The sequence below is a fragment of the Rhodococcus chondri genome, assembly GCF_036327435.1.
Classification (GTDB): Bacteria; Actinomycetota; Actinomycetes; order Mycobacteriales; family Mycobacteriaceae; genus Rhodococcus; species Rhodococcus chondri.
In genome coordinates, this window is the sequence record NZ_JAUZMZ010000082.1 from 1 (window position 1) to 22,579 (window position 22,579).

At 67.3% G+C, this 22,579-nt stretch carries 24 protein-coding genes and 1 pseudogene; 8 read left to right on the forward strand and 17 right to left on the reverse strand.

What is annotated here, in order from left to right; all coding sequences use genetic code 11:
• The 8 genes from Q8814_RS15025 to Q8814_RS15060 all read right to left on the reverse strand — a co-directional run.
• A partial coding sequence (locus Q8814_RS15025) for a UvrD-helicase domain-containing protein (RefSeq protein WP_408015910.1) occupies positions 1-2,703 on the reverse strand: 2,703 nt, incomplete at its 3' end.
• Positions 2,703-5,996: an exodeoxyribonuclease V subunit gamma gene (recC, locus tag Q8814_RS15030; protein ID WP_330152819.1), complete on the reverse strand. Its 3,294-nt coding sequence runs from the start codon at positions 5,994-5,996 to the stop codon at positions 2,703-2,705. The genes Q8814_RS15025 and recC, both read right to left, overlap by 1 nt.
• A gap of 79 nt (positions 5,997-6,075) precedes the next feature.
• Positions 6,076-6,573 carry a DUF2505 domain-containing protein gene (locus Q8814_RS15035; protein WP_330152820.1) on the reverse strand — a complete coding sequence of 166 codons (498 nt, stop codon included), beginning with the start codon at positions 6,571-6,573 and terminating at the stop codon, positions 6,076-6,078.
• Positions 6,574-6,596: 23 nt separating this feature from the next.
• Positions 6,597-6,812, reverse strand: coding sequence for an RNA-binding S4 domain-containing protein (locus Q8814_RS15040; protein ID WP_330152821.1), 216 nt, complete (start codon positions 6,810-6,812; stop codon positions 6,597-6,599).
• Between the two features lie 108 nt (positions 6,813-6,920).
• Positions 6,921-7,124 (reverse strand): hypothetical protein, encoded by a 204-nt coding sequence (locus tag Q8814_RS15045; protein ID WP_330152822.1) that lies wholly within the window; start codon positions 7,122-7,124, stop codon positions 6,921-6,923.
• 82 nt (positions 7,125-7,206) lie between these two features.
• A complete protein-coding gene (locus Q8814_RS15050; protein ID WP_330152823.1) occupies positions 7,207-8,085 on the reverse strand; it encodes an NmrA family NAD(P)-binding protein in 879 nt (292 codons plus the stop codon).
• A gap of 60 nt (positions 8,086-8,145) precedes the next feature.
• Positions 8,146-8,643, reverse strand: a complete 498-nt coding sequence (locus Q8814_RS15055) for a DUF2505 domain-containing protein (RefSeq protein WP_330152824.1) — start codon at positions 8,641-8,643, stop codon at positions 8,146-8,148.
• A gap of 109 nt (positions 8,644-8,752) precedes the next feature.
• Positions 8,753-8,956: a hypothetical protein gene (locus Q8814_RS15060; RefSeq protein WP_330152825.1), complete on the reverse strand. Its 204-nt coding sequence runs from the start codon at positions 8,954-8,956 to the stop codon at positions 8,753-8,755.
• A 193-nt stretch (positions 8,957-9,149) separates the two neighbouring features.
• Here Q8814_RS15060 and Q8814_RS15065 point away from each other — a divergent pair, with 193 nt between their 5' ends.
• Positions 9,150-10,118 (forward strand): ferritin-like domain-containing protein, encoded by a 969-nt coding sequence (locus tag Q8814_RS15065; RefSeq protein ID WP_330152826.1) that lies wholly within the window; start codon positions 9,150-9,152, stop codon positions 10,116-10,118.
• Between the two features lie 107 nt (positions 10,119-10,225).
• On the opposite strand, the gene Q8814_RS15070 is transcribed toward Q8814_RS15065, so the two are convergent.
• Positions 10,226-10,609 carry a hypothetical protein gene (locus Q8814_RS15070; RefSeq protein ID WP_330152827.1) on the reverse strand — a complete coding sequence of 128 codons (384 nt, stop codon included), beginning with the start codon at positions 10,607-10,609 and terminating at the stop codon, positions 10,226-10,228.
• A gap of 247 nt (positions 10,610-10,856) precedes the next feature.
• On the opposite strand from Q8814_RS15070, the gene Q8814_RS15075 reads away from it, so the two are divergent.
• The 3 genes from Q8814_RS15075 (at position 10,857) to Q8814_RS15085 (ending at position 13,657) form a co-directional block, all read left to right on the forward strand.
• Positions 10,857-11,561 (forward strand): type 1 glutamine amidotransferase domain-containing protein, encoded by a 705-nt coding sequence (locus tag Q8814_RS15075; RefSeq protein WP_330152828.1) that lies wholly within the window; start codon positions 10,857-10,859, stop codon positions 11,559-11,561.
• A 161-nt stretch (positions 11,562-11,722) separates the two neighbouring features.
• Positions 11,723-12,130, forward strand: coding sequence for a DUF6766 family protein (locus Q8814_RS15080; RefSeq protein WP_330152829.1), 408 nt, complete (start codon positions 11,723-11,725; stop codon positions 12,128-12,130).
• A 60-nt stretch (positions 12,131-12,190) separates the two neighbouring features.
• Positions 12,191-13,657 carry an aminotransferase class I/II-fold pyridoxal phosphate-dependent enzyme gene (locus tag Q8814_RS15085; RefSeq protein WP_330152830.1) on the forward strand — a complete coding sequence of 489 codons (1,467 nt, stop codon included), beginning with the start codon at positions 12,191-12,193 and terminating at the stop codon, positions 13,655-13,657.
• A 13-nt stretch (positions 13,658-13,670) separates the two neighbouring features.
• Here Q8814_RS15085 and Q8814_RS15090 read toward each other — a convergent pair whose 3' ends face one another.
• Complete coding sequence (locus Q8814_RS15090; RefSeq protein ID WP_330152831.1) at positions 13,671-14,648, reverse strand: NAD(P)/FAD-dependent oxidoreductase; 978 nt, start codon at positions 14,646-14,648, stop codon at positions 13,671-13,673.
• Positions 14,645-15,502, reverse strand: coding sequence for a class I SAM-dependent methyltransferase (locus Q8814_RS15095; RefSeq protein WP_330152832.1), 858 nt, complete (start codon positions 15,500-15,502; stop codon positions 14,645-14,647). The genes Q8814_RS15090 and Q8814_RS15095 overlap by 4 nt, the downstream gene beginning before the upstream one ends.
• A gap of 48 nt (positions 15,503-15,550) precedes the next feature.
• Between Q8814_RS15095 and Q8814_RS15100 the strand changes: the two genes are divergently transcribed.
• Both Q8814_RS15100 and Q8814_RS15105 read left to right on the forward strand, forming a co-directional pair.
• Positions 15,551-16,135: a helix-turn-helix domain-containing protein gene (locus Q8814_RS15100; protein WP_330152833.1), complete on the forward strand. Its 585-nt coding sequence runs from the start codon at positions 15,551-15,553 to the stop codon at positions 16,133-16,135.
• 151 nt (positions 16,136-16,286) lie between these two features.
• Positions 16,287-16,697, forward strand: coding sequence for a hypothetical protein (locus tag Q8814_RS15105; protein WP_330152841.1), 411 nt, complete (start codon positions 16,287-16,289; stop codon positions 16,695-16,697).
• Positions 16,698-16,726: 29 nt separating this feature from the next.
• Here Q8814_RS15105 and Q8814_RS15110 read toward each other — a convergent pair whose 3' ends face one another.
• The gene (locus Q8814_RS15110) at positions 16,727-17,773 is read right to left on the reverse strand and encodes an ABC transporter permease (protein ID WP_330152834.1); all 1,047 of its coding nucleotides are present in this window, start codon (positions 17,771-17,773) and stop codon (positions 16,727-16,729) included.
• 125 nt (positions 17,774-17,898) lie between these two features.
• Here Q8814_RS15110 and Q8814_RS15115 point away from each other — a divergent pair, with 125 nt between their 5' ends.
• Positions 17,899-18,453, forward strand: coding sequence for a TetR/AcrR family transcriptional regulator (locus Q8814_RS15115; RefSeq protein ID WP_330152835.1), 555 nt, complete (start codon positions 17,899-17,901; stop codon positions 18,451-18,453).
• A 23-nt stretch (positions 18,454-18,476) separates the two neighbouring features.
• Here the strand turns inward: Q8814_RS15115 and Q8814_RS15120 are convergent, their stop codons facing one another.
• From Q8814_RS15120 to Q8814_RS15130, 3 genes are read right to left on the reverse strand one after another with little or no spacing between them, the layout of a single operon-like run.
• Complete coding sequence (locus Q8814_RS15120) at positions 18,477-18,818, reverse strand: DUF3703 domain-containing protein (RefSeq protein ID WP_330152836.1); 342 nt, start codon at positions 18,816-18,818, stop codon at positions 18,477-18,479.
• Complete coding sequence (locus tag Q8814_RS15125; protein ID WP_330152837.1) at positions 18,818-19,528, reverse strand: cation transporter; 711 nt, start codon at positions 19,526-19,528, stop codon at positions 18,818-18,820. The genes Q8814_RS15120 and Q8814_RS15125 overlap by 1 nt, the downstream gene beginning before the upstream one ends.
• Positions 19,528-19,857, reverse strand: a complete 330-nt coding sequence (locus tag Q8814_RS15130) for an ArsR/SmtB family transcription factor (RefSeq protein WP_330152838.1) — start codon at positions 19,855-19,857, stop codon at positions 19,528-19,530. The genes Q8814_RS15125 and Q8814_RS15130 overlap by 1 nt, the downstream gene beginning before the upstream one ends.
• A 103-nt stretch (positions 19,858-19,960) precedes the next feature.
• On the opposite strand from Q8814_RS15130, the pseudogene Q8814_RS15135 reads away from it, so the two are divergent.
• Positions 19,961-20,112: pseudogene (locus Q8814_RS15135) on the forward strand (pseudouridine synthase); the annotation flags it as partial.
• 12 nt (positions 20,113-20,124) lie between these two features.
• Here Q8814_RS15135 and Q8814_RS15140 read toward each other — a convergent pair.
• Positions 20,125-21,507, reverse strand: coding sequence for a M23 family metallopeptidase (locus Q8814_RS15140; RefSeq protein WP_330152839.1), 1,383 nt, complete (start codon positions 21,505-21,507; stop codon positions 20,125-20,127).
• A gap of 99 nt (positions 21,508-21,606) precedes the next feature.
• The gene (locus Q8814_RS15145) at positions 21,607-22,521 is read right to left on the reverse strand and encodes a patatin-like phospholipase family protein (RefSeq protein WP_330152840.1); all 915 of its coding nucleotides are present in this window, start codon (positions 22,519-22,521) and stop codon (positions 21,607-21,609) included.
• Positions 22,522-22,579: the final 58 nt, after the last annotated feature.

Below are 22,579 nucleotides of genomic sequence, written 5' to 3' on the forward strand. Positions count from 1 at the left end.
CACCGGCAGAAGAGCCGCCGCGAGTTGCCGCGGATCGACGTCCGACAGGCGTTGCGCCACCACCTCGCGGCAGCATTCGACGAGTTCGGATTCGAGATCGCCGGCAGCGGTATCGACCACTTCGAGGACGGCGTGGACGAGGGTGCCGAACACCGTGCCGCCGGGAAGATCGTTCATCGGCGACGGAACACCGGTCGCGACCGGCTCGGCCGCCACCAGCGGCGGCTCGTGCGGCTCGTCGTCCTTTTCCGGCTCCTCCACCTCGCTGCCCACGCCCGGGCTCTCGTGCACCGACGCCGTCAGTGCCGAATAGGAGGTGCGGCGCCAGGCGTCGTCGAGTGTGCGGTCGAACTGCGCGGCCGTGAGCGTGCCGCCGGACTCGCAGGGTCGCGACCACATGATGACGGGGACCGGACTGCTCGCCACCGCCTCGACCGCGATCAAGCCCTCCGCGGCCCGGGCCCATGTGGAGAACTGTTCGGCAACAATGTGGTCGGCGGGCGTCGAGGCGGCGGACGCGACCTCGGACTCACCGCGCTCGCGTCCGAACAGCACCCGGTGCAGCGGCGAGCGCGACGTCGCGAACGACGGAGCCCACCACAGGGTGAGCTGGCACCGGGCGCGGGTGAGCGCCACGTACAGCAGCCGCAGTTCTTCGCCGGCCTCCTCGTCGTCGTGCCGACGCCGGCGATCGCCGTAGCCCTGACTGCCTTCCCCGCCGACGTCGAGGATGCGGCGGCCGCTGTGGTGCAGCAACAGCGTGTCCGGTTTCGGGTTCTTCGCCGCGTCCCAGCCGAACGGTACGTACACGACCGGAAACTCGAGCCCCTTGCTGCCGTGCACGGTGAGGACCTGCACGGCCGCGGCATCGCTGTCGAGCCGGCGACTCCGGTCGGTGCTGCCCCGGCCGGGATCGTTCATCCGTTCCTCGAGCCAGCGCGTCAGCGCCGACAGTCCCAGCGACTCGGTCGCCGCGGCCTCGTCGAGCAACTGGGCAATGTGCCGGAGATCGGTCAGCTGCCGCTCCCCCGCCGGGGCGGCGAGCAACCGCGCCTCGAGTTCACCGAAGGTGGCCAGGCGTTCGAACAGGGCCGCGAACCCGGAATCCGCGAAGACCGCGGACAACTCGCGCAGCAGACCGCCGATCTGCGCGACGAGTTCGTCTCCGTGGGCCACCAGTTTCCCGGCGGTATGACCGAGCAGCGGACCGAGCGCCGCCAGTCGTACCCGGTCGGCGCGATGCGGCTGTTCGAGCGCGTGCAGCATCCACAACCACTGCTGCGCTGCCGGTGTCGCGAACACGCTCGTGCCACCCGCGAGCACGCACGGCACTCCGGTGGCGAGCAGCGCCTCGTACACGAGACCGACCTGCGCGTGCGTGCGAACGAGGACGGCGATGTGCCCGGGTTCGAGTCGTGCCGGGCCGGCGCCGAGATCCACGGTGGCGGTGCTGTCGAGGAGCCGCACCACGTCGGCAGCGACGTCGCGCGCCACCCGCGAACGCAGCGGCGCCACCGAGGGGAACCCGGACTTGCCCGTCGGTCCGGCTCCGGTCCGAGGTAGGTACCGCAACCGCAGCGGCGGCACCCCGGTCATCCTCGACGCCGGACGGGCGGCCCCGACACGATGGACCACGATGCGGGGATCGCCCAGCGCCGCACCGCCGTACACGTGTTCGAGGGCGGTGAGCAGATCGGCGTCGCTGCGCCAGTTCGTGGTCAGTTCGCAGTGCGCGTCCGAGGCGGAGGCCGCATCGAGATAGCTCAGCACCTCGGCGCCGCGGAAGGCGTAGATCGCCTGCTTCGGGTCGCCGACGAGCACGAGGCGGCAGTGGCCGTGGAACGCGCGCTGCAGGATTTCCCACTGCTTCGGGTCGGTGTCCTGGAACTCGTCGACGAGGACGACGGCGAACCGGGCACGCACCCGGCGGCACGCGGCCTCACCGTGCTCGGGATCGCCGAGGACCCGGTGCAGCAACGCCAGCTGGTCGTCGAAGTCGCGCAGACCGGTGGACCGTTTCCGGCGCTCCACTTCGCGCCGTACCTCGCGGGCGAACTCGACCCGCTCACCGGCAGCAGTGCCCTCGGCACCTTCGGGCGCGAGGTCGGCCTGCGGATCGAAGATCGCCGCCCGCGCGGCCAGCGTGGCCTCACGGTGCGTGATCGGCTGCTCCCCCACGCCGTATCGGCGCAGATACAGGTCGGCGATGACCTCGGTGGTCAGGTCGTCGACGTCTTCGACGACCGTGACGTCCGGTTCTCGCTCACCGGCGATGCCGAGCTCGTCGAGCATGCGCTGGCAGAAGCCGTGGGTGGTCGCGATGGTGGCGGCATCGAAATCCGACAACGCCTGCCGCAACCGCGTCCGGTGCCCGACGACGTCGCCTTCGGCCAGGTACCGGATCAGCTCGTCCGTGCTGCCGCGTGCCGCATCGGGGTCCGCAAGCGCGGCCACGACCTCCGCGAACCGGTTGCGGGTGCGTTCCCGCAGTTCCTGGGTGGCGGCGCGACTGAAGGTCACCAGCAACAGCTCGGACAGGTCGGTGACGCCTTCGGCGACGAACCGGGTCGCGAGACCGACGATGGCGTAGGTCTTCCCGGTACCCGCGCTCGCCTCGAGCACCGTGGTGCCCTCGGGCAGCGGGCCGAGCAGATCGAAACCCGTCGTGGTCGGTGCCGATGCGGGCACGGTGCTCCTCTCCATCACGGGCGTCCCTGGTGTTCGGACGCGAGCAGCGGCTCCCACAGTCGACGCGCCAGGACGCCGAACCTGCTCGGATCCTCGAACCAGGCGCGCTCGTCGGGCAGTGGCTCGGCGACGGTGAGGCTTTCGAGAGTGGCTGCGCCCCCGTACAGATACGCGACGTGCCGATCGCGGCCGTCGCCGAAGTTGCCGCCGAACATGCGGTCGGCCGCCTCGAGCGCCATCTCCACCGAATCGCCACGGTATCGACGTTCGGCGTATTCGGCGGACGCCCCGGTGGTCATCGGCACCGTCGCGTGCAGGCCGCGGTCGCGAAGGTCGACGAGCCGGATCAGTTGTTCGAGGGCGTCCTCGGGGGCCAGCAGGGTCGATCGCCACGCCGGCAGCCGGGAGCGGGAGCGGCCCGTGGTGACCGCCTGCCATCGGCCCGGCCGGCCCGATGCGGCGACTGCCAGCAACTGCACCCACGCGGTGAGCCGATGTTTCGGCCCGAGCTTGGAGAAGGTGCTGCGCGCGATGACGGTGCCGTGGACACCGCCGACCGTTCCGGTGAGCCGGCGGCCGTCACCGAGATCGACGACGACATCGACGGTGCCGGACTCGCCCGCATGCACGGGCGAACACGCGGCGACCAGTGCCTCGACCGCGTCGGTGGCCTCGTCGAGAACGCGTTCCCCCAGCGCGCGGGGCGGCAACGTCCCGCGGCGCCATTCCGCGGCCCTGAACTCGGCGGCCGGTGCGCCCGCCAGTCTGGCCTCGAGCATGCGATCGCCCAGGTTCCAGCGGGCCAGCGGATCGAGATCGACATCCAGTGCGTCGGCGATCGCCTCGTCCAGCTCCGGGATGCGCACACCGAGGCGCTGCCGGAGGAAACCCTGGCAGGGGTGGACGAGGAATGCGACGAGTTCGGCGAGATCGACATCCCCGGCCGGCGGCGCTTCCAACGTCTCGCACAACGCCGCCCGGGAGACGACGTGCGGTGGGGAGGGATGCTGCGCGGCCACCGCACCGGCGAGCGCGGTGGTGTCGAAGCTGAACGGATCTTCGGGCAGGAAGTTGCGGGCGTCGAACGGCTGCAACGGGTGTCGCCGCACGATCGCGTCCGCGTCGGGATCGTCGGCCCCCACCATGACGGCGACCACGTCGCGCACCTCGCTCAACGGGATCGCGGGCGGCCGCGGAGACCCGGTGACGGGGTCGGCCCCGGTGTAGAACAACAGCACCTTCTCTCCCGCCGACATGATCGCGTCGAGCAGCAACTGCCGGTCCTCGCTGCGCGGATCACGCTCTCCGAGACAAGGATTCTGCGCCAGCACGTCGTCGCCGTCGATGTGCGCACCGCGCGGGAAAACGTCGTCGTCCAGTCCCAGCAGCACCACCACGCGGTGCGGCACCGACCGCATGGGCACCATGGTGCACACGGTGAGTTCGCCGGTGCGGAAATTCGCGCGGGTGGGACGCCCGGCCAGGCGCGTCCCCAGCATCGCGCGGACATCCGCCAGCCGAAGCGACGCAGCGCCGCTGTGCTCGACCGCCGCGGCGATTTCCCGGTGCGCCTGTGCGAGTTGCCAAGCCTCGGAATCGGATACATCGACCAGGAGATCGAGCGCGCGAGCGAGCGCGGCGGACCATTGCGCGGCGGACTGCGGCCCTCGCAGGCCCAGCAGCGCCACCGTCAGCCGATCGATGTACTCGGCGAACCGGCCGGCAAGGTCGATGTCGTTGCTGTCGACGTCGTCGAGGGGCAACGCCAGGTCGAGCCATTCGTTCTCCGACTCGTCGGCGGTGACACCGAGCAGAATCCGGTCGAGTGCCGTCGCGAAAGTGTTCTGCCGGAAGTCGGCAAGGCCGAAGGCGCGGCGCTGAGAGACACCGAGGCCCCAGCGCGCTCCTGCCTCGGCGGTCCACTCCTGCAACCGCTCGAGATCGTCGTCGTCGAGTGTGAAGCGCCGGCGCACCGGCGGGGTACCGGCCAGGTCGAGAACCTCACTGGCGGTGACCCGCCCGTCTGCGAGGCCGAGCAACTCCGCGATCACCGACAGTACCGGATTGGTCTGGCGCAAAGCACGATCGGCGAGTCGCACCCGCAGCCGGTGACCGGGGTGGCCGACGATGTCCTGCCCGAAGGCCGCCTGCACGAGCGGAGCGTACGTTTCCACATCGGGGCACATGACGATCACGTCGCGCGGTTCGAGGGTCGAATCGTTCCGGAACAGGTGCAGCAGGCTTTCGCGCAGCACCTCGACCTGCCGGGTGGGTCCATGGCAGGCGTGCACCTGCACCGTCCCGTCCGCGGAGGCGCTGCCCGGCGCCGGAACCCGGTCGGCGCGGATATCGGCCTGCAGCCGTCCGAGCAGCGTGGCGGGCGGAGTCGGCGCGGCGTGTACCACCTCGACGGGTTCGAGTGCGCCCAGCCGGGCCTGGAACTCACGGACATCGCGTGCCAGCGCGGCAAGCAGCGGATGCCGGACGGCGAGAGCGCTGTCGTCGTCGGCTCTGCGCGGCGGCGGTGCCGTGCCCGAGAGCGACGACCACATTGCCGGGCTGGGGTGAGGAATCCACAGGTGCACGTCGCGGTGCGCGCCGAGTCCGGACAGAACCGCCCCTTGCACGACGTTGAGGCGCGTGGGACCGAACAACGACACGCGCTCGGGCAGATCCACGAGTTCGGGCTCCGAGCGCAGTCGCGCGCACAGAACGTCGAGGCGCTGTGACGGACTGTCGGTGCCGATGCGCTCACGTAACCGGCGCCACAGTTCGGGCTGCCAGAGCAGATGGTCGTCCAGCGCGACGCCGGTGCCGTCGGTGTCGCGACCGGCGGCCCAGTCGGCGATCATGCTCGGCCGTTGCAGACCGTAACTGCGCATCAGCTCCGCGAGGTGCGCGGCGGTCGCGTAGCGGCGACCGGCACGATGATCGTCGTGTCCGTGACCGAGATGACGGGACAGCACCGCGCACCACGGCTCGCCGAGGCAGTCGTCGATGACGTCGAGCAGTGTCCACAGCACTCGTGAGGAGTGCCACGGATCGTCTTCGGCGGTGGTGCCCGACGCTGCGGAGAGCGCTTCGTCGACCAGGCGCGCCGGGGACGGGAAGTCGATGTTGGCGGCGATCCCGTCACCTCGGGTGGCGCCGAGGGTGGTCGACAACCGCTGCGTGAGCCACCGCTCGATACCCCGGGCGGGCACGGCGACGACCTCACGGGCGAACGGATCGGCGAGCGGCCGGGCGAGCAGCTCGGCGAGCGCGTCGGCCAGGACGTCGGTGCGCTCGGCACGGTGCACTGTCAGCACGCGTGATCCCCCTCGTGGTTGCTCGGTCCGTCGGCTACGGCTTATCACACGATTCGGACAGGACCGGCCGCCGCGCTGGTCAGCGGGTCAGCCATGCAGCCAGGGCGTCGCGGTCGCGTTCGACGATCTGGGCGACCATCCTGGTGGCGAGCGCGGCGATCTGACGGCCGACTACGGGGATCTCGACGGAGACGTCTCCGCGCACATCGAGGACCGTTCCGCCGCTGCCGTGAGGCAGCACCCGGGTGCGCCCGCGAAAGGACACTGGTATCCCGCTGGTGCCACCGATGATCTCGCCGGTGGCGCCGTTGCCCGCGAGCGGTCCCCAGCGGTCGATGCGTTCCATGATCATCGGACCACGGACGAGGGCCCGCACCATCGGCGGGAGGTCGGCAGGTTCGGTGCGTTCGCTGATGGCGACCCGCAGCGATCCCGGACCGTCGGGTGCGTCGATCTGGAGCGTGGCGGTGGCACTGCCCTCGAGCCGGCCCTGCCAGTAGCGGGCGTCGGTCAGTGCGGCGTGAACGTCTCGAACGTCATGGTCCAACTGCGCGGTGAGTTCGAATCTCTTCGGCATACACCCGTACGGTACTGGTTCGGCTAGGCGATGGACGGCGCTCCGAAGATTGCGGCGTTCCGTGTCCCGGCGAGTGAGACGACGTCACCGGTGCGCAACCGGGCGCGAGGACTGCGCACCGGGCGATGGTTGACACAGACGACGCCTTCCACGAGCAGCGCGGCAGCCTCACCTCCGGAGCCCGCGAGACCGCTCTCCTGCAGAAATCCGAACAACGAATCTGGCACGAGTGCCTGCATGGCGGAAATTGTCGTCCGGGCAGGCGAAATGCCGGTCGCCCTCGGGATGCGACAAGGTGAGGCTCCGGTGAACTCCGGGCGAACGGACCCGGCCACCCCGATCCGGCCTCAGCCGCTCGCGTCGCCAGGAAGCTCGAACAACGAAAGCTGGTCGCGCATCGCGCGTTCGAGGCACAGGGCACGGAACCGCTCACCGAGTTCGCGGGCCACGTGCGCCGGGCATCCGAGTTCGGTCCCGATCTGCTCCCAGGTGTAGCCGGCCTCCCGCTGTTCCAACGCGAAGCCGCCATCCTCGTCCCATGGTGCCGACATGGCCCGATACTGCTCCTGCCGCATGCCGTCGGCAACGACCGCCGTCGGCGTGTCGCGCGTCACATTGCCGGTGGCGTCGCAATCATGCCGAGCGAAGTGCCGGGCGCAGATTCGTGTACGCCCATGCCCCCAGCGGAGTGGGCGTCGTCGTGGTGACATCCCGGGCCTGTTCCGGCACGTAGTTGTCGCGTAAACCTCGGGACATACCGACGATTCCCTCGATCTGCGCTTCGGTCATACCGATTTCCCGCAATGCGGACGCGACATCGTCGTCAGTGACCTGCAGCGCGGTGATCGCCCGGCCCGTTGCCTCCCCGACGATCTCGGCGACGTCGGAGAACGACAGGTCCTCGGGGCCGTGCACCGCCTGCACGACTCGCCCGCTCCATGCCGTGGAGAGCAGCCTCGCAGTGGCGATCTCGCCGATATCGCGCGGATCGACCCATGGAATCGCGAGATCGAGAGGAAGCGTCGTCGTCAGTGCCCCTTGCCGAAGGGAATCGATGTCCATCAGCAGGTTCGTGAAGAAGTACCCGCATCGTAGATGCGTGACTGCGGCGCCGGTTTCGTCGAGAAGCTGTTCCGTGCGCGCCAGGCCGTCGATCTCGCCGAATCCTCCGCGCGCCTCGGCACCGCCGCTGCTCTGGAACACCACGCGCGCGATGCTGTTGCGCACGATCGCATGCGCCGCACTTCGCCCCATCCGCTCGTACCCGGCGACGGGATCGTCGTCCCCGGTGGGCGGATCGACCCAGTACAGCGCGTCGGCGCCACGGGTCGCGGCCACGACACCGTCGACGTCTCCGAGATCCAGTTCGATCACGTCGGCCCGCTGCCGGATCGCGGCGTCCAACCGGGAGGCGTCGCGCGTGAGCAGGGTGGGTCTGATGCCGGCCTGCACGAGCAACCGGGTGACGTGCGAGCCGACATGGCCTCCGGGTGTGGTGACGACGATCCTCATCTACGAGCCTCCTCGCCTATCCGGCTGCCGGGCACAGGATGCCCGGCAGCCGCACGCTCGTTACCGGGACAACCAGGTGTTCAGGGTGGCGCGGTCGCTCTCGACGATGGCCTGCATCATCTGCAGCACCATGCCTTCCACCTGCCCACCGACGATCGGCACATCGACCCTCGCCTCCCCACGCAATTCGATCACCGAACCGCTCGACTCCCGGGGACGCAGTTCCGATCTGGCTGCGATGGTGACGGGAAGGGTGCTGGATCCGCCGCCGAGCGCACCGCTGGCAGTGTTGCCCTCGAGCACACCCCACTCATCGGTTCTGGTCATCACCAGCGGGCCCCGCAAGATGCCCCGAACGACGGCCGGAAGCACCGCTGCGTCGACCTGGTCCGTCAGGGTGATTCGCGCGGTTCCGGGGCCTGCCGGAACCATGACCTCGACGGATCCGGTTGTGCTGTCGCCGACCCGCCCTTTCCAGTACTCCTCGCTGATGAGGGCGGCGTGTACGTGTTCGACGCCGTGGTCGAGTTCGATCGTGTAGACGAATTCCTTGGACATGGCCGGAGACATTAGCCCGCGGCGAAAACGGGTCGGGCAGCGGTGCCGCCAAAGCGAGCACGACGCATCGATCGGGCAAGAGCCACGCCGGAGTTCGGGGCCACGCCCACTACAAAGCGACGACGAGCACGGCCGCGATGCTGCCGAGCACCCCGGCCAGCGAAAGGCCTGCGGCCAGCGATCCGACTACCACTGCTGCCGCGAGGCCGACCAGCAGGATGAGTACCGCGAACAGAATCCATCCGACGAAGTCCTCTTCCACCAGTGCCGGTTTCCGATTGTCCTGCGTAGGTGCCGAAGATGCGGTGGTCATGCAGTGTGTTTTCCCCGGCTTTGCTCCAGCGAAACCACGGGGCGTAATCGACACCACAGGCATCCCTCGTGTCGATACCCCACTCGAAGTGATCCCCGTCACGCTCGGTTTACTCCACCCCTCGGTCACGGGTAGCCGACAGGTGTCACGTCAATGATCCCATCGACGTTTCGTCGGAAGGAGCAAGCGAACGATGACCACCCCCAACAACGTCACCAATGCCGCCCTGATCACTCAGTTGCGAGCACTGCACGAACTGACCCACGCGGAAACTCAGGTAGCGGAGATACGGACCGTCCAGGCACGTACCGAAGCAGTCCGCAAGGAACTCACCGAGAATGCGGCTCACAGCCGTGTGCGCGCAGTTGCCATCGAAGAGGCCATCCGCCGGCTCGGCGGTCTCCCCGACGTACTCGGGCCTTTCGTCGGTCGCGCGACCACGATGGTGAAGACCTTCACCGAACAGGCACAGCCGTTCGACGAGGCACTGCTCGGCGATCTCTTCCTCGAGCAGCAGTTGCTGGGTCGCTCTCGATACCTCAAGGCTCTCGCGACCGCTGCCCGACAGCCGTCGATCGTGTCGCTGGCCGACAAGCTGATCACCGCGCACAGCGCCACCGTCGAGTGGCTCACCACGGTCCTCGCCGAGGAGGCGCTCGGCGGCCCCGCGGCGCTGCGCCGCACGCCGTTCCAGGCCGTCGCCGGCACCGCTGTGCGGATCGTCAATGCGCCGGTCGTCTGGTCGGCGCGAGGCTTGGACCGCGCAATCGACGCGGCCCGCTCGGCCGGACCCCGGATCGAAACACTGCTTTCTCGGGGGGCCCACGCCGGTGACGTCGCGGCGAAAACTCTCGGCGCCGGCCGTGATGCCGCCCTCGAGACCGCCGAACGGGTGAGCCGTCGGGAAGGCGCGGATTCGACGGCAGATGCTCTTCACAGCATTCGCAGCACGACCGGAGTCCTCACTGCCGAGGAGCTACCGATCCGGGATTACGAAAACCTGAACGTCTCGAAGGCCGTTGCTGCGGTGAAGGAACTCGACGAGCCGGCCGACATCCGCGCCGTCGTCGCATACGAGGAAGCACACAAGAACCGGCACGGGGTCGTATCGGCCGCGCAGACGCGACTGGCCGCGATCGCCCAGGACGTCCTCAGCGTCTGATCTCCGGCCGATCGGCCGATCCCCTGAGTTGGACCAGAGCGGATGGATCGCTCATCTCCTTTCGGAGTGAGCGGTCCATCCGCTCGGTCTCTGGCCCCTGTTGCGCGTTACGCCCGACTTCGAGCGTGCCATCCCCAGGCGGCGAGCAGCGCAGCTTCCCCCGCCGCATCCAGCAGATAGGTCTTCGGAATCCGTCCCGCCGGAACGTATACAAGATCGACCGCGAGCAAAGTGGCGGCGGTCGCCACCCCGACCCGCCGCGCATGGCGGCGACCTTCGAGGGTGTCCTCTGCCTTCAATTGCACCATTCCGTTACCCACGAGCAGGCCGGCGACGGTGTACATCAGCCAGCGGTCCTGCTTCGGGCCGAAGAGCGCTTCGAAACTCCGCCGATGCAGCAGCGGCCACAGCCCACCTACCACGTTGAACAAGCCGTGAGTACGGGCAAGACCGGCGCCGAGACGATCCTCGCCGACGATGTTCGTGTTCATGATTTCGGGCTACCCGGCAGAGCGGGTTCTACGCTCGATGTCGTTCCGTGGAGATCAGCCGGACTCGGTCTCGACCCGTCAAACCGGTGCCGGCCCTCTCCGGCAGCGCTCGTCATCACCGAAGGATCGTCGCTGCCGGCCGAGGAGCCGATGCTGCAGTACCGGTCGCTGTAGTCCGGCGCACGTGTCTGCTCGGGCGCCGCGGGGTATGCGACCGGTACCGAACGTCACGCTCGAGAGGACTCCCATGACCGACCTACTGTTCGTCATCACCGCCGCCGATCATTGGACGCTGGCCGACGGAACCCGGCATCCGACCGGCTTCTGGGCGGAGGAACTCGTCGAGCCCTATCGGGTGTTCTCCGAGGCCGGCTACGACATCACCTTCGCGACACCGGGTGGGCGTACACCGGTGGTCGACGAGGCGAGCCTCGCGCCGGACGCCGCCGGTGGAGAGGAACGCGCCGCCGAGCTACGCAAAGCTCTCGACGAGCTCGAAGCGCAACTGAGCGAGGCGGCGGTCCTCGACGACGTCGACGCCGACGACTTCGACCTGGTGTTCGTCCCGGGCGGGCACGGTCCGATGGAAGACCTCGCCGTCGACGAACGTTTCGGCGAACTCGTGCGACGCTTCGTCGAATCGGACAAGCTCGTCGCGATGGTGTGTCACGCTCCTGTCGCACTGCTGCCGGCGTTCGCGTCCGGCGGGAAATGGCTTTTCGAGGGCTACAACCTGACCGGCTTCACGAACGTCGAGGAGGCTCAGGCCGGGCTCGCCGACAAGGCCCCGTGGCTGCTGCAGGACCGGTTACGAGCGGCAGGAGCGGTCTTCTCTGCCGGCGACCCGTGGGAGCCGCACGTCGTCGTCGACCGCAAGTTGTACACGGGGCAGAATCCGGCATCGTCGCGGCCACTGGCCGAGCGGGTGGTTACGGATCTCGCACAGGCGTAGTCCCACGCACTGTTCGGCCTCCGAGGGTGCGCGCGATACGCATGCAACGGCGGCCGATCCACTGCCGCAGTTCGCCACCGGATCGGCCGTCGACCGGTTACGGTCGAAAATCGACGGTCCGGTCCGGTGCGGTAGGAGGCAACAGTGCGGCAAATGCGGCGGTGGGCGCGGTATACGTGCTCGTGGTGCTCTTCCTCGGTTCCTGGATCGCCCAGTTCGTCACCCAGCTGATCAGCTTCAGTAACGAACAACAGTCGCACGGCCAACCCTTCGCATGGAGTGACTACTGGCCGGAGTTTCTCGCTGCTACTTTCGAGAACTGGCAGAGCGAATGGCTGCAACTGGTCTTCCAAGCGATTTTGTTGATGGGCGCCCGGCACTGGATCTTCAAGGTCGAAGCCGAGGACATGGAACGGATCGAACGCAAGATCGACCACATCCAGGACCATCTCGGTATACCTACGCCTCCGCCCGATGCCGAGGAACCACCACGTCGACGAGCCCGTGCCCGGCGACCTCCGGCGCGCACCCGCCCCGACGCGGGCGTGGGAGGTCTTGGCGCGCAATGATTCTGGGACCGAAGACTCTACCCGGGTTGTGAGGGCGGGACTCGGGGTACTCGACGGACCATGGATCAGTCGGAAACCCCGTTGCTGACAGCGTTGGAGCAGTACCACCGACTCGACCGGTACGGGTTCGCCCCGCCGGGGCACCGTCAGGGCCGCGGAACCGACGAGCGCGTCGCGAAGGTGCTCGGCAGCGATTCGTTCCGCTCGGACGTGCTGGCGTCCGGTGGGCTCGACGACCGGAAATCGAGTAACGGCTACCTGTCCAGAGCCGAACAGCTCATGGCCGATGCGGTGGGAGCCGAGCAGGCTTTCTTCTCGACCTGCGGCAGTTCACTGTCGGTCAAGGCTGCGATGATGGCCGTCGCCGGCAACGATCCGGGCGGGCTGCTCCTCGGCCGCGATTCGCACAAGTCGATCGTCGCCGGGTTGATCTTCAGTGGTGTCACTCCCCGGTGGATCACGCCGCAGTGGGACGAGGAAATGCATTTCTCGCATCCGCCGTCGCCCGAGCAGGTGCGCGAGATGTGGGACAAGTATCCCGACGCGGCCGGCGCGCTGATCGTCAGCCCGAGCCCCTACGGCACCTGCGCGGACATCGCGGGTATCGCCGAGGTCTGCTACGAGCGACGCAAGCCGCTCATCATCGACGAGGCGTGGGGCGCGCACCTCCCCTTCCACGAGGACCTGCCGACCTGGGCAATGGACGCCGGCGCCGACGTCTGCGTGGTGAGTGTCCACAAGATGGGTGCCGGCTTCGAACAGGGCTCGGTGTACCACGTGCAGGGCGACCTGGTCGACGGCGCGTATCTCTCTGCCTGCGCCGACCTGCTGATGACCACGAGCCCGAACGTGCTCATCTATTCGGCGATGGACGGCTGGCGACGCCAGATGATCGAACACGGCACCGAGTTGCTCGGCAACGCGCTCGGCATGGCGCGGCGCACGCGGGACCGGATCGCCGCGATCGACGGACTCGACGTCCTCGAGGACCGACTGCTCGGAGACGAAGCCTCACACGATCTGGACCGGCTGCAGATCCTCATCGACGTCAGCGCACTCGGTGTCTCCGGTTACCAATGCGCCGACTGGCTGCGGGAGCACTGCCGTGTGGATATGGGGATGACCGATCATCGACGGATCCTGGCGACGATGTCGATGGCCGACAACGACGCCACCACGAACCGGTTGGTCGAATCGCTCGGGATGCTGGTTCGGGCAGCGGAGTCGTTCGAACCCCCACCCGAGGTGTACCTGCCGAGCCCCGGCGAGTTGCAGCTCGATTCGGTGATGTCACCGCGAGATGCGTTCTTCGGTCGCACGGAGATGACCGGCGCGGCCGGCGCGGCCGGACGTGTGGCGGCCGAACAGCTCACACCGTATCCGCCGGGCATCCCCGCGGTGGTGCCGGGCGAGCGACTGAACCAGGGCGTCGTCGACTATCTGCGCAGTGGCGTGGCCGCCGGGATGACAATCCCCGACGCAACCGACGCGTCGCTCGAGCAGTTCCGGGTCGTAGTCGAGGACTGAGGCCGCAGGCGAGCTACCGCTCGCCGCGTTCCCTCACCGCTGCGGCGACGTCTTCGGCGACGAGGTCGGCGTTGACGGCAGCACCGGCGGCCACGCCCGCGCCTGCCGCCATGAGGACCATTGCCGAGAGGTCGCTCGAATTGCCTGCAGCCCACACTCCGGGAAGATCGGTCTGCCCCATCGGTCCGGTCTCGATGAAACTTCCGAGTGGATGCTCGGCCACCGTCCCACCGAGTTGTACGTACAGGTCCGCGCGGGCACGGAATCGTGGCGCGACCACGACCGCGTCGACACCGAACTCGTCGCCGCCGGCGAGCACGACGGTGTGGACGTCGTCGCCGTCGGCACGCAATTCTGCAACGGCCCCTTCGATCAGCCGAATATTCAGTGCGGCAAGCTGTTCCAATGCGTCATCGTCGAGGTCGGGCATCGTGTGGGTGAACAGTGTGACGTCGCCGCTGAGCTGACGGAACAGCAACGCCTGGTGGACACTCATCGGGCTCGAACCGACCACTCCGATGCGCCGATCCCGCACCTCCCAGCCGTGGCAGTACGGACAGTGCAGGACGCTCTTGCCCCACAGTTCCCGGACACCCGGAATTTCGGGTAGCTCATCGACCAAACCGCCGGCCAGGATCAGCCGTCGCGCCCGCACGGTTCCGGTCTCGTCGAGATCCACCTCGAAGCCCCCGTCGCCGGCTCCACTGCCGTCCCGGCGAGCCGCGACAGCGCTCTCGAACCGGATCTCGGCACCGTAACCGGCGGCTTCCTTGCGACCGGCCGCCAGTAATTCGAGCGGTGCGATCCCGTCGTTCCCGAGCACGTTGTGCGCACCCGCCGCGGGGGCGTTGCGGGGTGCACCGGCGTCGACGACGAGCACCGATCGGCGTGAGCGGGCAAGGGCGGTGGCTGCACTCAGTCCGGCCGCACCGCCTCCGATCACCACGACGTCGTACCTCTCCCCCGCGGCTCGGGACTGGAATGTGTTCATCGAGCTTCCTCCTTCGTGCTCCGTCGGGCCATCCACACGTTTCGCGCTCCACGGACGGCGAGATCGGATCGGTGCAGGACCGAGTCGGGTCCGTGTTCGGAAACAAGTCGATCGAGGACATCGAGATCGTCGGCGGACAAGCGCTTTTCGAGTCCTTCACGCGTGCGACTCAGTACCGCATGCGCATATTCCCGCGCGGTGTGGTCGACCGGAGCGATATCTATATCGATGCGCTGCACGCCGGCGACGTCGAATCCGGCGCGACGAAGATTGTCGCTCCAGTCGGGGTGCACGTCCCATCGTTGTGTGTCCGCAGCCTCCTGGCAGCGAATCTCCAGACCGGGCGCACCGATTCCGATGTCGTCGGGCAGAAATCTTACTGGCGAAGCCATTTCGGTGATCACCAGCATCCCGTCGGGGTTCAGGACGTCGAGCAGTTGCCGCAGCAGCGCGTCGGGGTCCTCGATGTGATGCAGCGACAAGGCGGCCCAGACGAAGTCCGCCGAGTCGATCGCCGGCCAACCCGAGTCGAGGTCCGCTTCGACCGTCCGCACCCGGGTGTCGAGCCCGTTGTGCCGGGCGGCGTTCCGAAGCCGGTCCAGCATGTCGGTGGATTGATCGACGGCAATGACCTCTGCCCGAGGGAACCGGCCGGCGAGAGCGAACGTGCCCGCGCCTGTCCCGGCGCCGATGTCGACGATGGTGTGCGGTTCCCGTCCGAGCTGTTCGGCGACCCGGTCGAGCAGCGCATCGAGGTAGGGACGATGAACTTTCGCGTCGAGGTCGAGCAGAGCGGCCATCGAATTGCCGTGGAAGTGGTCGTTGGGAGCGTGCTGGTGAGTGTGATCGTGCATGCCCTCACGCTAGAGCGCTTCATTCACTTTCGGCATACACTCTTGCCTATGGAGCAAGAATCAGCGGATTTGGACCAGCTCATTCGTCAACGCATACGAAGCCTGCGCCTCGCCCGGGGCTGGACTCTCGACGCGCTCGCGACTCGCTGCCACATCAGTCCCTCGAACCTGAGCCGCATCGAGACCGGGCGTCGCAGAATCGCGCTGGACCAGCTCGTTCCCATCGCGCGGGCGCTCGATACGACCATCGACGCCCTCGTCGAGTCCGGCGACGACCAGGACGTGGTGATCAGACCGCAACCCTGCAACACCCCGGGATACACCACCTGGCTGCTCTCCAGGGAGCGATCGCTGAACGGGGTCTCGATCGCGAAGATGCGCATCACCAACGAACACCCCGTGGGCGCGGCCGCGCTACCCGTTCATCCGGGACACGAGTGGTTCACCGTGCTCTCGGGCACCGCCCGGCTCCAGCTCGGCGAGCGCACCATCATCATCAACGAAGGCAACGCCGCCGAGTTCTCGACGATGACGCCGCACGCCATCAGCGCCCACGACGGTCCGGTGGAGATCCTTACGATCCTCGATCACAACGGAGAACGTGCGCATCTTCGGGGCGGCACTTCGTCGTGACTCGGGCACCGTCGGCGGTAGTGCCTGTTCGAAAGGTCAAGAGCCCTTCCCTACTCCCCGAACTGCAACACCCGACCGGTCGGCGCAATAGGCTTCCGCACGGCGAGCTCTCACGACTCGGCACCGACCCCAGGAGGTTCTCGTGAAACCCATGCGCGCTCTCGGCGCCTGCGTGATCGCAGTCGGCACGTCCGCCCTTGCGGCGGCAGGGATCGCCACTGCGGCGGTCACCGTCCCGTTCCAGATCAACCCCGCTCCGTTCGGGAACCCGAACGGTAGCTTCGACGTGCCACCATCCAACTGTGTGGCCGTGCTCGGGGAGCAGACGGGCAGCGTGACCATCTCGGGCGGAAAGCCGGGTGGGTGGGGATGCATCATCTACTCGGAGGTGAACTGGCTGAACCTGTCCACCGGAGCCACGGGCACCGCCCGGATGTCGGACGGCCTGAACGGGTTCCCGCCGGAAGCGACACTGAACACCGGAAGCGGGCAGGTCGTTCTCACCCTCCGGCCGACGACCGGCACGACCACTCCCGGTTTCGCCGGCTTCTACGTGCCCTAAGGCTAAGGGCCTGTCGGTCGCGACGAGCTTCAGCCGACGAGACTCGGAGCCGTCGACGCCACGACGGGCGTGCGGCGCGCACCGACTGCGAACAGCACGAGTCCGACGACGCTCCACAGTACGAGAGTCAGTGCTGCGGTAAGTCCTCCGGCTCCGTGGAAGTAGGCGGCCGAACGCACCAGGGCTCCGGCCGCTCCCGGTGGAAGGATCTGCCCGACCGTGCCGAGACCGCTCGGAAGCCACGCCGACGTGGTGGAGATCCCTGCCAGCGGGTTGCCGAGGAACATCATGGTCATCGCGCCGATGGTGAATCCCTTGGCACCGAACACGGACTGAAGGCCGGCGAGCGGAAGGGCGAGAGCTGCGATGCCCATCGCCATCGAGGCGGCTACCGGCCAGAAGGCAGCTTCGATGCTGCCGAAGGAAAAGGTCAGGATCGAGGCAACCACAATGCCGCCGAGCATGGCGAAGCCGATCAGGCCCGCCAGGTACCAGATCATGCTGCGCGGGAAGATCTTCCGGAAAGCGACGACAGGAACGATGCCGCCGAATACGAGCGGGAAGGCCAGTCCGCCGATGCCGATGCCCGTCGGGTCGGCCTCCGGCAGTGGGACGACGTCTTCGACGGTGACATCGCCACCCGTGGCCTGCCCGACAGCCTCAACGGCGTTGCTGATTGCCCCGGAGATGGTGGCCGAGCCGGCACCGGCCACCAATGCGTGCACATCGGAGCCGCCGAGAACGAACCCTCCGACGATGTCACGGTCGAAGATCGCGGTCCTCAGCTCGCTCTCCGATTCGAAACGTTGCGGCGCGTATGCTCCCGGCGCCGCCCCGTGCAAGGCCTGCTCGAATTCGGTGACGTCCGAAGGCAATCCGACGATGCCCACAGGTAGATCGTGAGGCCCGCCTTTCAATGCCGGCAAGATGAAGACCATCAGCAACAAAACCAGGATCACGCCGAGCCCGCCGCTCATGCCCAGCAGCAGAATCAGGGGATGTGGCTTTCGTCCGGCAGCGCCCTGGACGGACGACTCCACTTCGGTCGCCGACGTGTCGATATTGATATCTGCCATAGCGTCTTCCCCTACCCGGATCGAAACAACCGGATGAATTTCCTCCACTTGTATCGGATGATAATCCTCCGGTTAGGCTGGGGATGCAACGTGACCCGCCGCACCTGCCCGAGACGGAGAGACCTATGCGTTCCGATGCCGCGAAGCGCCGAGAGGCGCTCGTTCGGGAAGCACGCCGGTTGTTCGCGGCGCACGGGAGCGACGTCGCACTGGAGAGCATTGCCGACGCCGCCGGTGTGGGGATAGCCACGCTGTACCGCAACTTCGACTCGAGAGCCGCGTTGGCAGACGAGGTGGCTTCCGCCATCCTGAGCGACATGCAGCGCGCCGCCGCCGCGGCGCTGGAAACCATCGGCTCGACACCCGAAACCGCATGGCTGACTTACGTGCACCGACTGGTGGAATTGGATCTGGGCGCACTCTCCGCAGCGCTCGCAGACTTCGTAACGAGCGAGATGTCCGGCACCGTCAGGGAAGCGCAGGAAATCACACTCGACGGAGTCGAGAAGTTGCTCGCTGCAGCCAAGTCCTCCGGGTTGGTCCGTCCGGACCTCGGCGCGCTGGAGTTCGTCCTGGCGATCGGCATGATCACCCGGCCCCACCCCGAAGCCATACGCGCCGCGGCGCCGAACCTTGTCCCGCAACTCGTGTCGATCGTTCTGGCAGGAATGCGACCCTGACGTGGAAATACTTGCCTGGCGGCTCACCGAGACAAGGCATCTGCCAGGTCGGACGGGATCGGCATCGGCGTCGTCAATCCGGCAGCGACCCGGCCGGTATCGCCCTCGGGATAGCGACCGGTGAGCGAACCGGGCGCGGCGACGATAATTCGCACGACCTGGCCGAAGGCTTCTCCTCGATCTCGTTGCCGCAACGCCAGCATGAACATGGCCATGTGGTTGCAGGTGTGCAGCCACGGGTCGGGTTGCGAGGCAATGTGTGCCCGCTCGAGATGACCCCATCGCACTTGTGCCGTGGTGGCCGTCTTGGCGGCCGCCATCTCCTGGCGGTATACGGCACGCGCGCCATCGGTGATCCGAGACATCAGTCTTCCTTCCGGTCGTCGCAGCAGTGGCAGTCATGACCCTGCGAGGTGCCGGTAGCGGTGACCGGCGCCGGGCAGCAGGTGTCGCCCTTCCACGCGTTCATCCCTTCTTTCACCGCGATCACCGCGATGACGAGGGCGGCGATGGGATCGGCCCAGGACCAGCCGAAAAGGCTGTTCAACAGCAGTCCGACGAGCAGGACCGCGGACAGGTAGGTACACAGCAGCGTCTGTTTGGAATCGGCCACCGCAGACAACGAGCCGAGCTCCCGGCCGGCACGGCGTTGGGCCCAGGACAGGACGGGCATGACCGCCAAACTGACCGCTGCCAGCGTGATGCCGACAATGGAATGCTGGGCTTCGCCGATCCCGAAGAGCGAGCGGACTGCGTCGACGGAGACGTAGAGGGCAAGGCCGAAGAAGGAGAAGGCGATGATCCGGAGCGCGACCTTCTCCCGCGATTCGGGATCCTTGCCGGCAAACTGCCAGGCCACAGCCGCGGCGGAGGACACTTCGATGACCGAGTCCAGACCGAAGCCGATCAGGGCGGTCGACGAAACCCGGGCCCCTTCGGTGAGCGCGATGATCGCCTCGAGGATGTTGTAACCGATCGTCGCGGTCACGAACCACCGGATACGGCGAGCCAGCACCTGCCGGCGCTCCACGGTGAGCGACGTTCGGGCACGGGGTAGTCCGAGTTCGGAAGCCATCAGCAACATCCCTCGGCGGCCGCGTCCGGGCAGCACGACGGATCGACGGCCAGAACCAGGCCGATCAGATCGTCCAAGGCTCGCCCGATGCGTGGGTCGGCGAGTTCGTATCGGGTGCGTCGACCTTCCGGAGACGCGACGACGAGTCCGCAACCTCGCAGGCATGCCAGGTGGTTCGACAGGATTTGCCGTGACACCCCGATCTGTTCGGCCAGTTCGGAAGGGTAGCCGGGCCCTGTTCGCAGACTCAGCAGGATCTGTGTCCGTGTCGTGTCCGACAGGGCATTGCCGAAACGCGCCAGGGCATCGCGATGGATCAAGGTCTCCACACGGTTGACAATACATCGAGTTCTGTATTCACAAAATGCTGAACTATCGGGTTCTCGGACGTGGCCGCCTGCACCGTCGCTCGGCCGAGGCGAGGGTAGCGAGATGATGGCGCTCGTGCCGATGCCCTCCCCGCTGCCCTCGAGGACGGAGTGGGACCGACGCGGCTGCGCATCCCCGCGTCCGGGCCGTGGACGGTGATCGCCGAGTACGTCGCCGCGAGGTTCGACGCCGGCGAGATCGTGAGCATCGACGGCCCGGGTGCGATCTCACTCGCCCTGGGGAAAGTTCACAATTGCCAGGTTGAGTGGCAGCTCATTGCTCCGCGATTCCCCCTCCGGCAGCTTGCCCTGCAGGAAAGTGCCGCTCAGATAGTTGTCCGAATCAGCGATCTGTTGCGGCGCAACCTGACCCTCGTAGTCGAAGCCGTCGAATTCGTACGGCAACGAATCCGCCTCGAGCAGGCTCGGCCCGTCCATCAACTGAAAATGCAGGTGTGAAGCGTTGGCATTACCGGTGTTTCCGAGCTTGCCTAGCACCTGGCCCTTGGTCACCTTGTCACCGGCTTCGACCGTGACGGACCCGGAGATCATGTGGGCGTACATTGCGTACACACCGTCGCCCAGATCGAGCACCACATGATTTCCGTCGACATTCTCGACGGTCAATTTCGCGGCCAATGCCGGGTCGCTGGCAGGCAGGACACCCGGAGCATTCGCCTCCATACCATCGAGGATCGAGACCACCGTGGCATCGGCGACGGCGAGGATATCGGTCCCGTAGTCGACGTAGCTCTCATTGCTGGTCTTGTCACCGGTGTAGAACTCACCCTGGTCGTTGGTTCGCTTCCAGTCGATCGCAAAGCGCTGACTGTTGTTCAGTTTGCCGTTGACCGACATCACGGAACTGCGATGCGGGAAACCCGGTTCGCAGCAGCCGTTGAGCGCAATCCAGTTGTCACCACGCACCGGCGGCGAGATGACCGGCACGGTCTGCTCGGAGAAGGCAACCGGTGTCGTCAGGTAGTCGATCGGCCCCGGCGCACCGAACGCCGGTGAGGCAGCGCCCGTCCCGTACAGGTGATGCAACACGGCCTTCGGGGCCTGATCGGGCGAGTCCAGGGCGAAGTCGATGAACAGCACCCGACTCTCCTGCGGCGGGATGGCAGCGCTGTCGATGTAGCCCGCGGGCAGGTCGCGCAGTCGATTGCAGTCGCCGAAAACACACGTCGGATCAATCAGTGCCGAACCGGAGAAACTGGCAATGATTTTCGTCGGATCTGCACCGTCGACCACATCGATCTTGTCCAAGCTCGCCGGCACCTTGGTGGCGTTGGTGAGCTGCAAATCGTAGGCAACGTGATATTTGCCGTCCGTTCCACGGAAGGGCAGCGGCGAATTCCCGATCGTGTCGAGAGTAAGTGCGGTGAAGGCATCCGGCACAGTCACGCCGGCGACGGAACCGGCCGGTGGTGACGCGGTGTCGGTGGTACTCGAATCGGCGTCGGAGTCCGACGAACATCCCGCGCCGACAAGCGCGACCGTGGCTATGAGCGAGACGAAAAGAAGGGGCACGCGGCGGATTGTCACAGTGGAGCTCCGTTCTTCAATTTGAAAAGAACGTACCAGGCAGAACGGACCCTGCGGACGCATTGTGTGGTGCTCCTCGCCAACTCCGCCGCGGGGAACGACGGCCCGAAGCACCCGTATCGGCAGTGCTTTTCCCGGCTGAAAAAGGGCGAGCGGACATTGTCACGATGTCGTCGGCGCGGACGTGCGGGCACACACCGGGGACACATCGTCTGTGTTGCGGGCTCGGTGGTGGTGCAGGGACAGAACGCGTTCCGGATGGGGCTGCCGGTCCCCGCCGTCGGCGAGCCAGGCCTGCGTCGCCTGATGCGCCCGCCCGATGAGTTCGTCGGCGCGGCTGAAATCGATCGGCGACACCGACACCGGGCACAGAGGGGGAAGTACATGGAGGTCGACCCGGGTGGAGAAATCGGCGACCTCGAGCAGCAGTCGCTGATGGGTGAGCAAGGTCAGAGCCTGTACCGCCGTGGCCAGCGCGGTGGTGGGCGGATGCGGCAGCGCACAGGCGTAACCGGCCGGCAGCACCCACACATCGTCGGCGCCCAGGGCCACTGCCTGGGACAGGGCGGCATTGTCGGCGATCCCCCCGTCCACCAGATCCAGACCCCCACGCCGCACGGTGGGCAGGACGCCGGGGACCGCAGCGCTGGCCAGAACGGCGCTGACGGCGTCGCCGGTGGAGAGCAGGATTTCCTTTCCACTGAGCAGGTCGGTGGTCACCAGGTGTACGGGTATCGCCGCGTCTTCGAGGTTGCGGTAGGGCAGGTGCGATTCGATGAGACGGCGCAGGTTCCGATCGGAGCACAGCGACGAACGGACCCCGGTGATCGCCATGAGGTGGTGGAGGGGATCGAGGGCGAACACGTCCTGGCGGCGCAGTTTCCGCCAGGTTGCGGCCAGGTCGTCGAGCGCTTGGCGGCCGGTGCCCTGCCCGGCGACGTAGGCGGCGTTGAGCGCCCCGGCCGAAGTTCCGATCAGCAGGTCGGGACGGATGTTCCGCTCGGTGAGCGCATAGAGCATCCCGACCTCGACGGCACCGAGGTTGGCGCCGCCCCCGAGGACGAAAGCGGTGGTCATTGTCGGCTCCTGGCTATCGTGTCGATCGGCGTCCGCGCGCACCTCCGGCCGACACGAG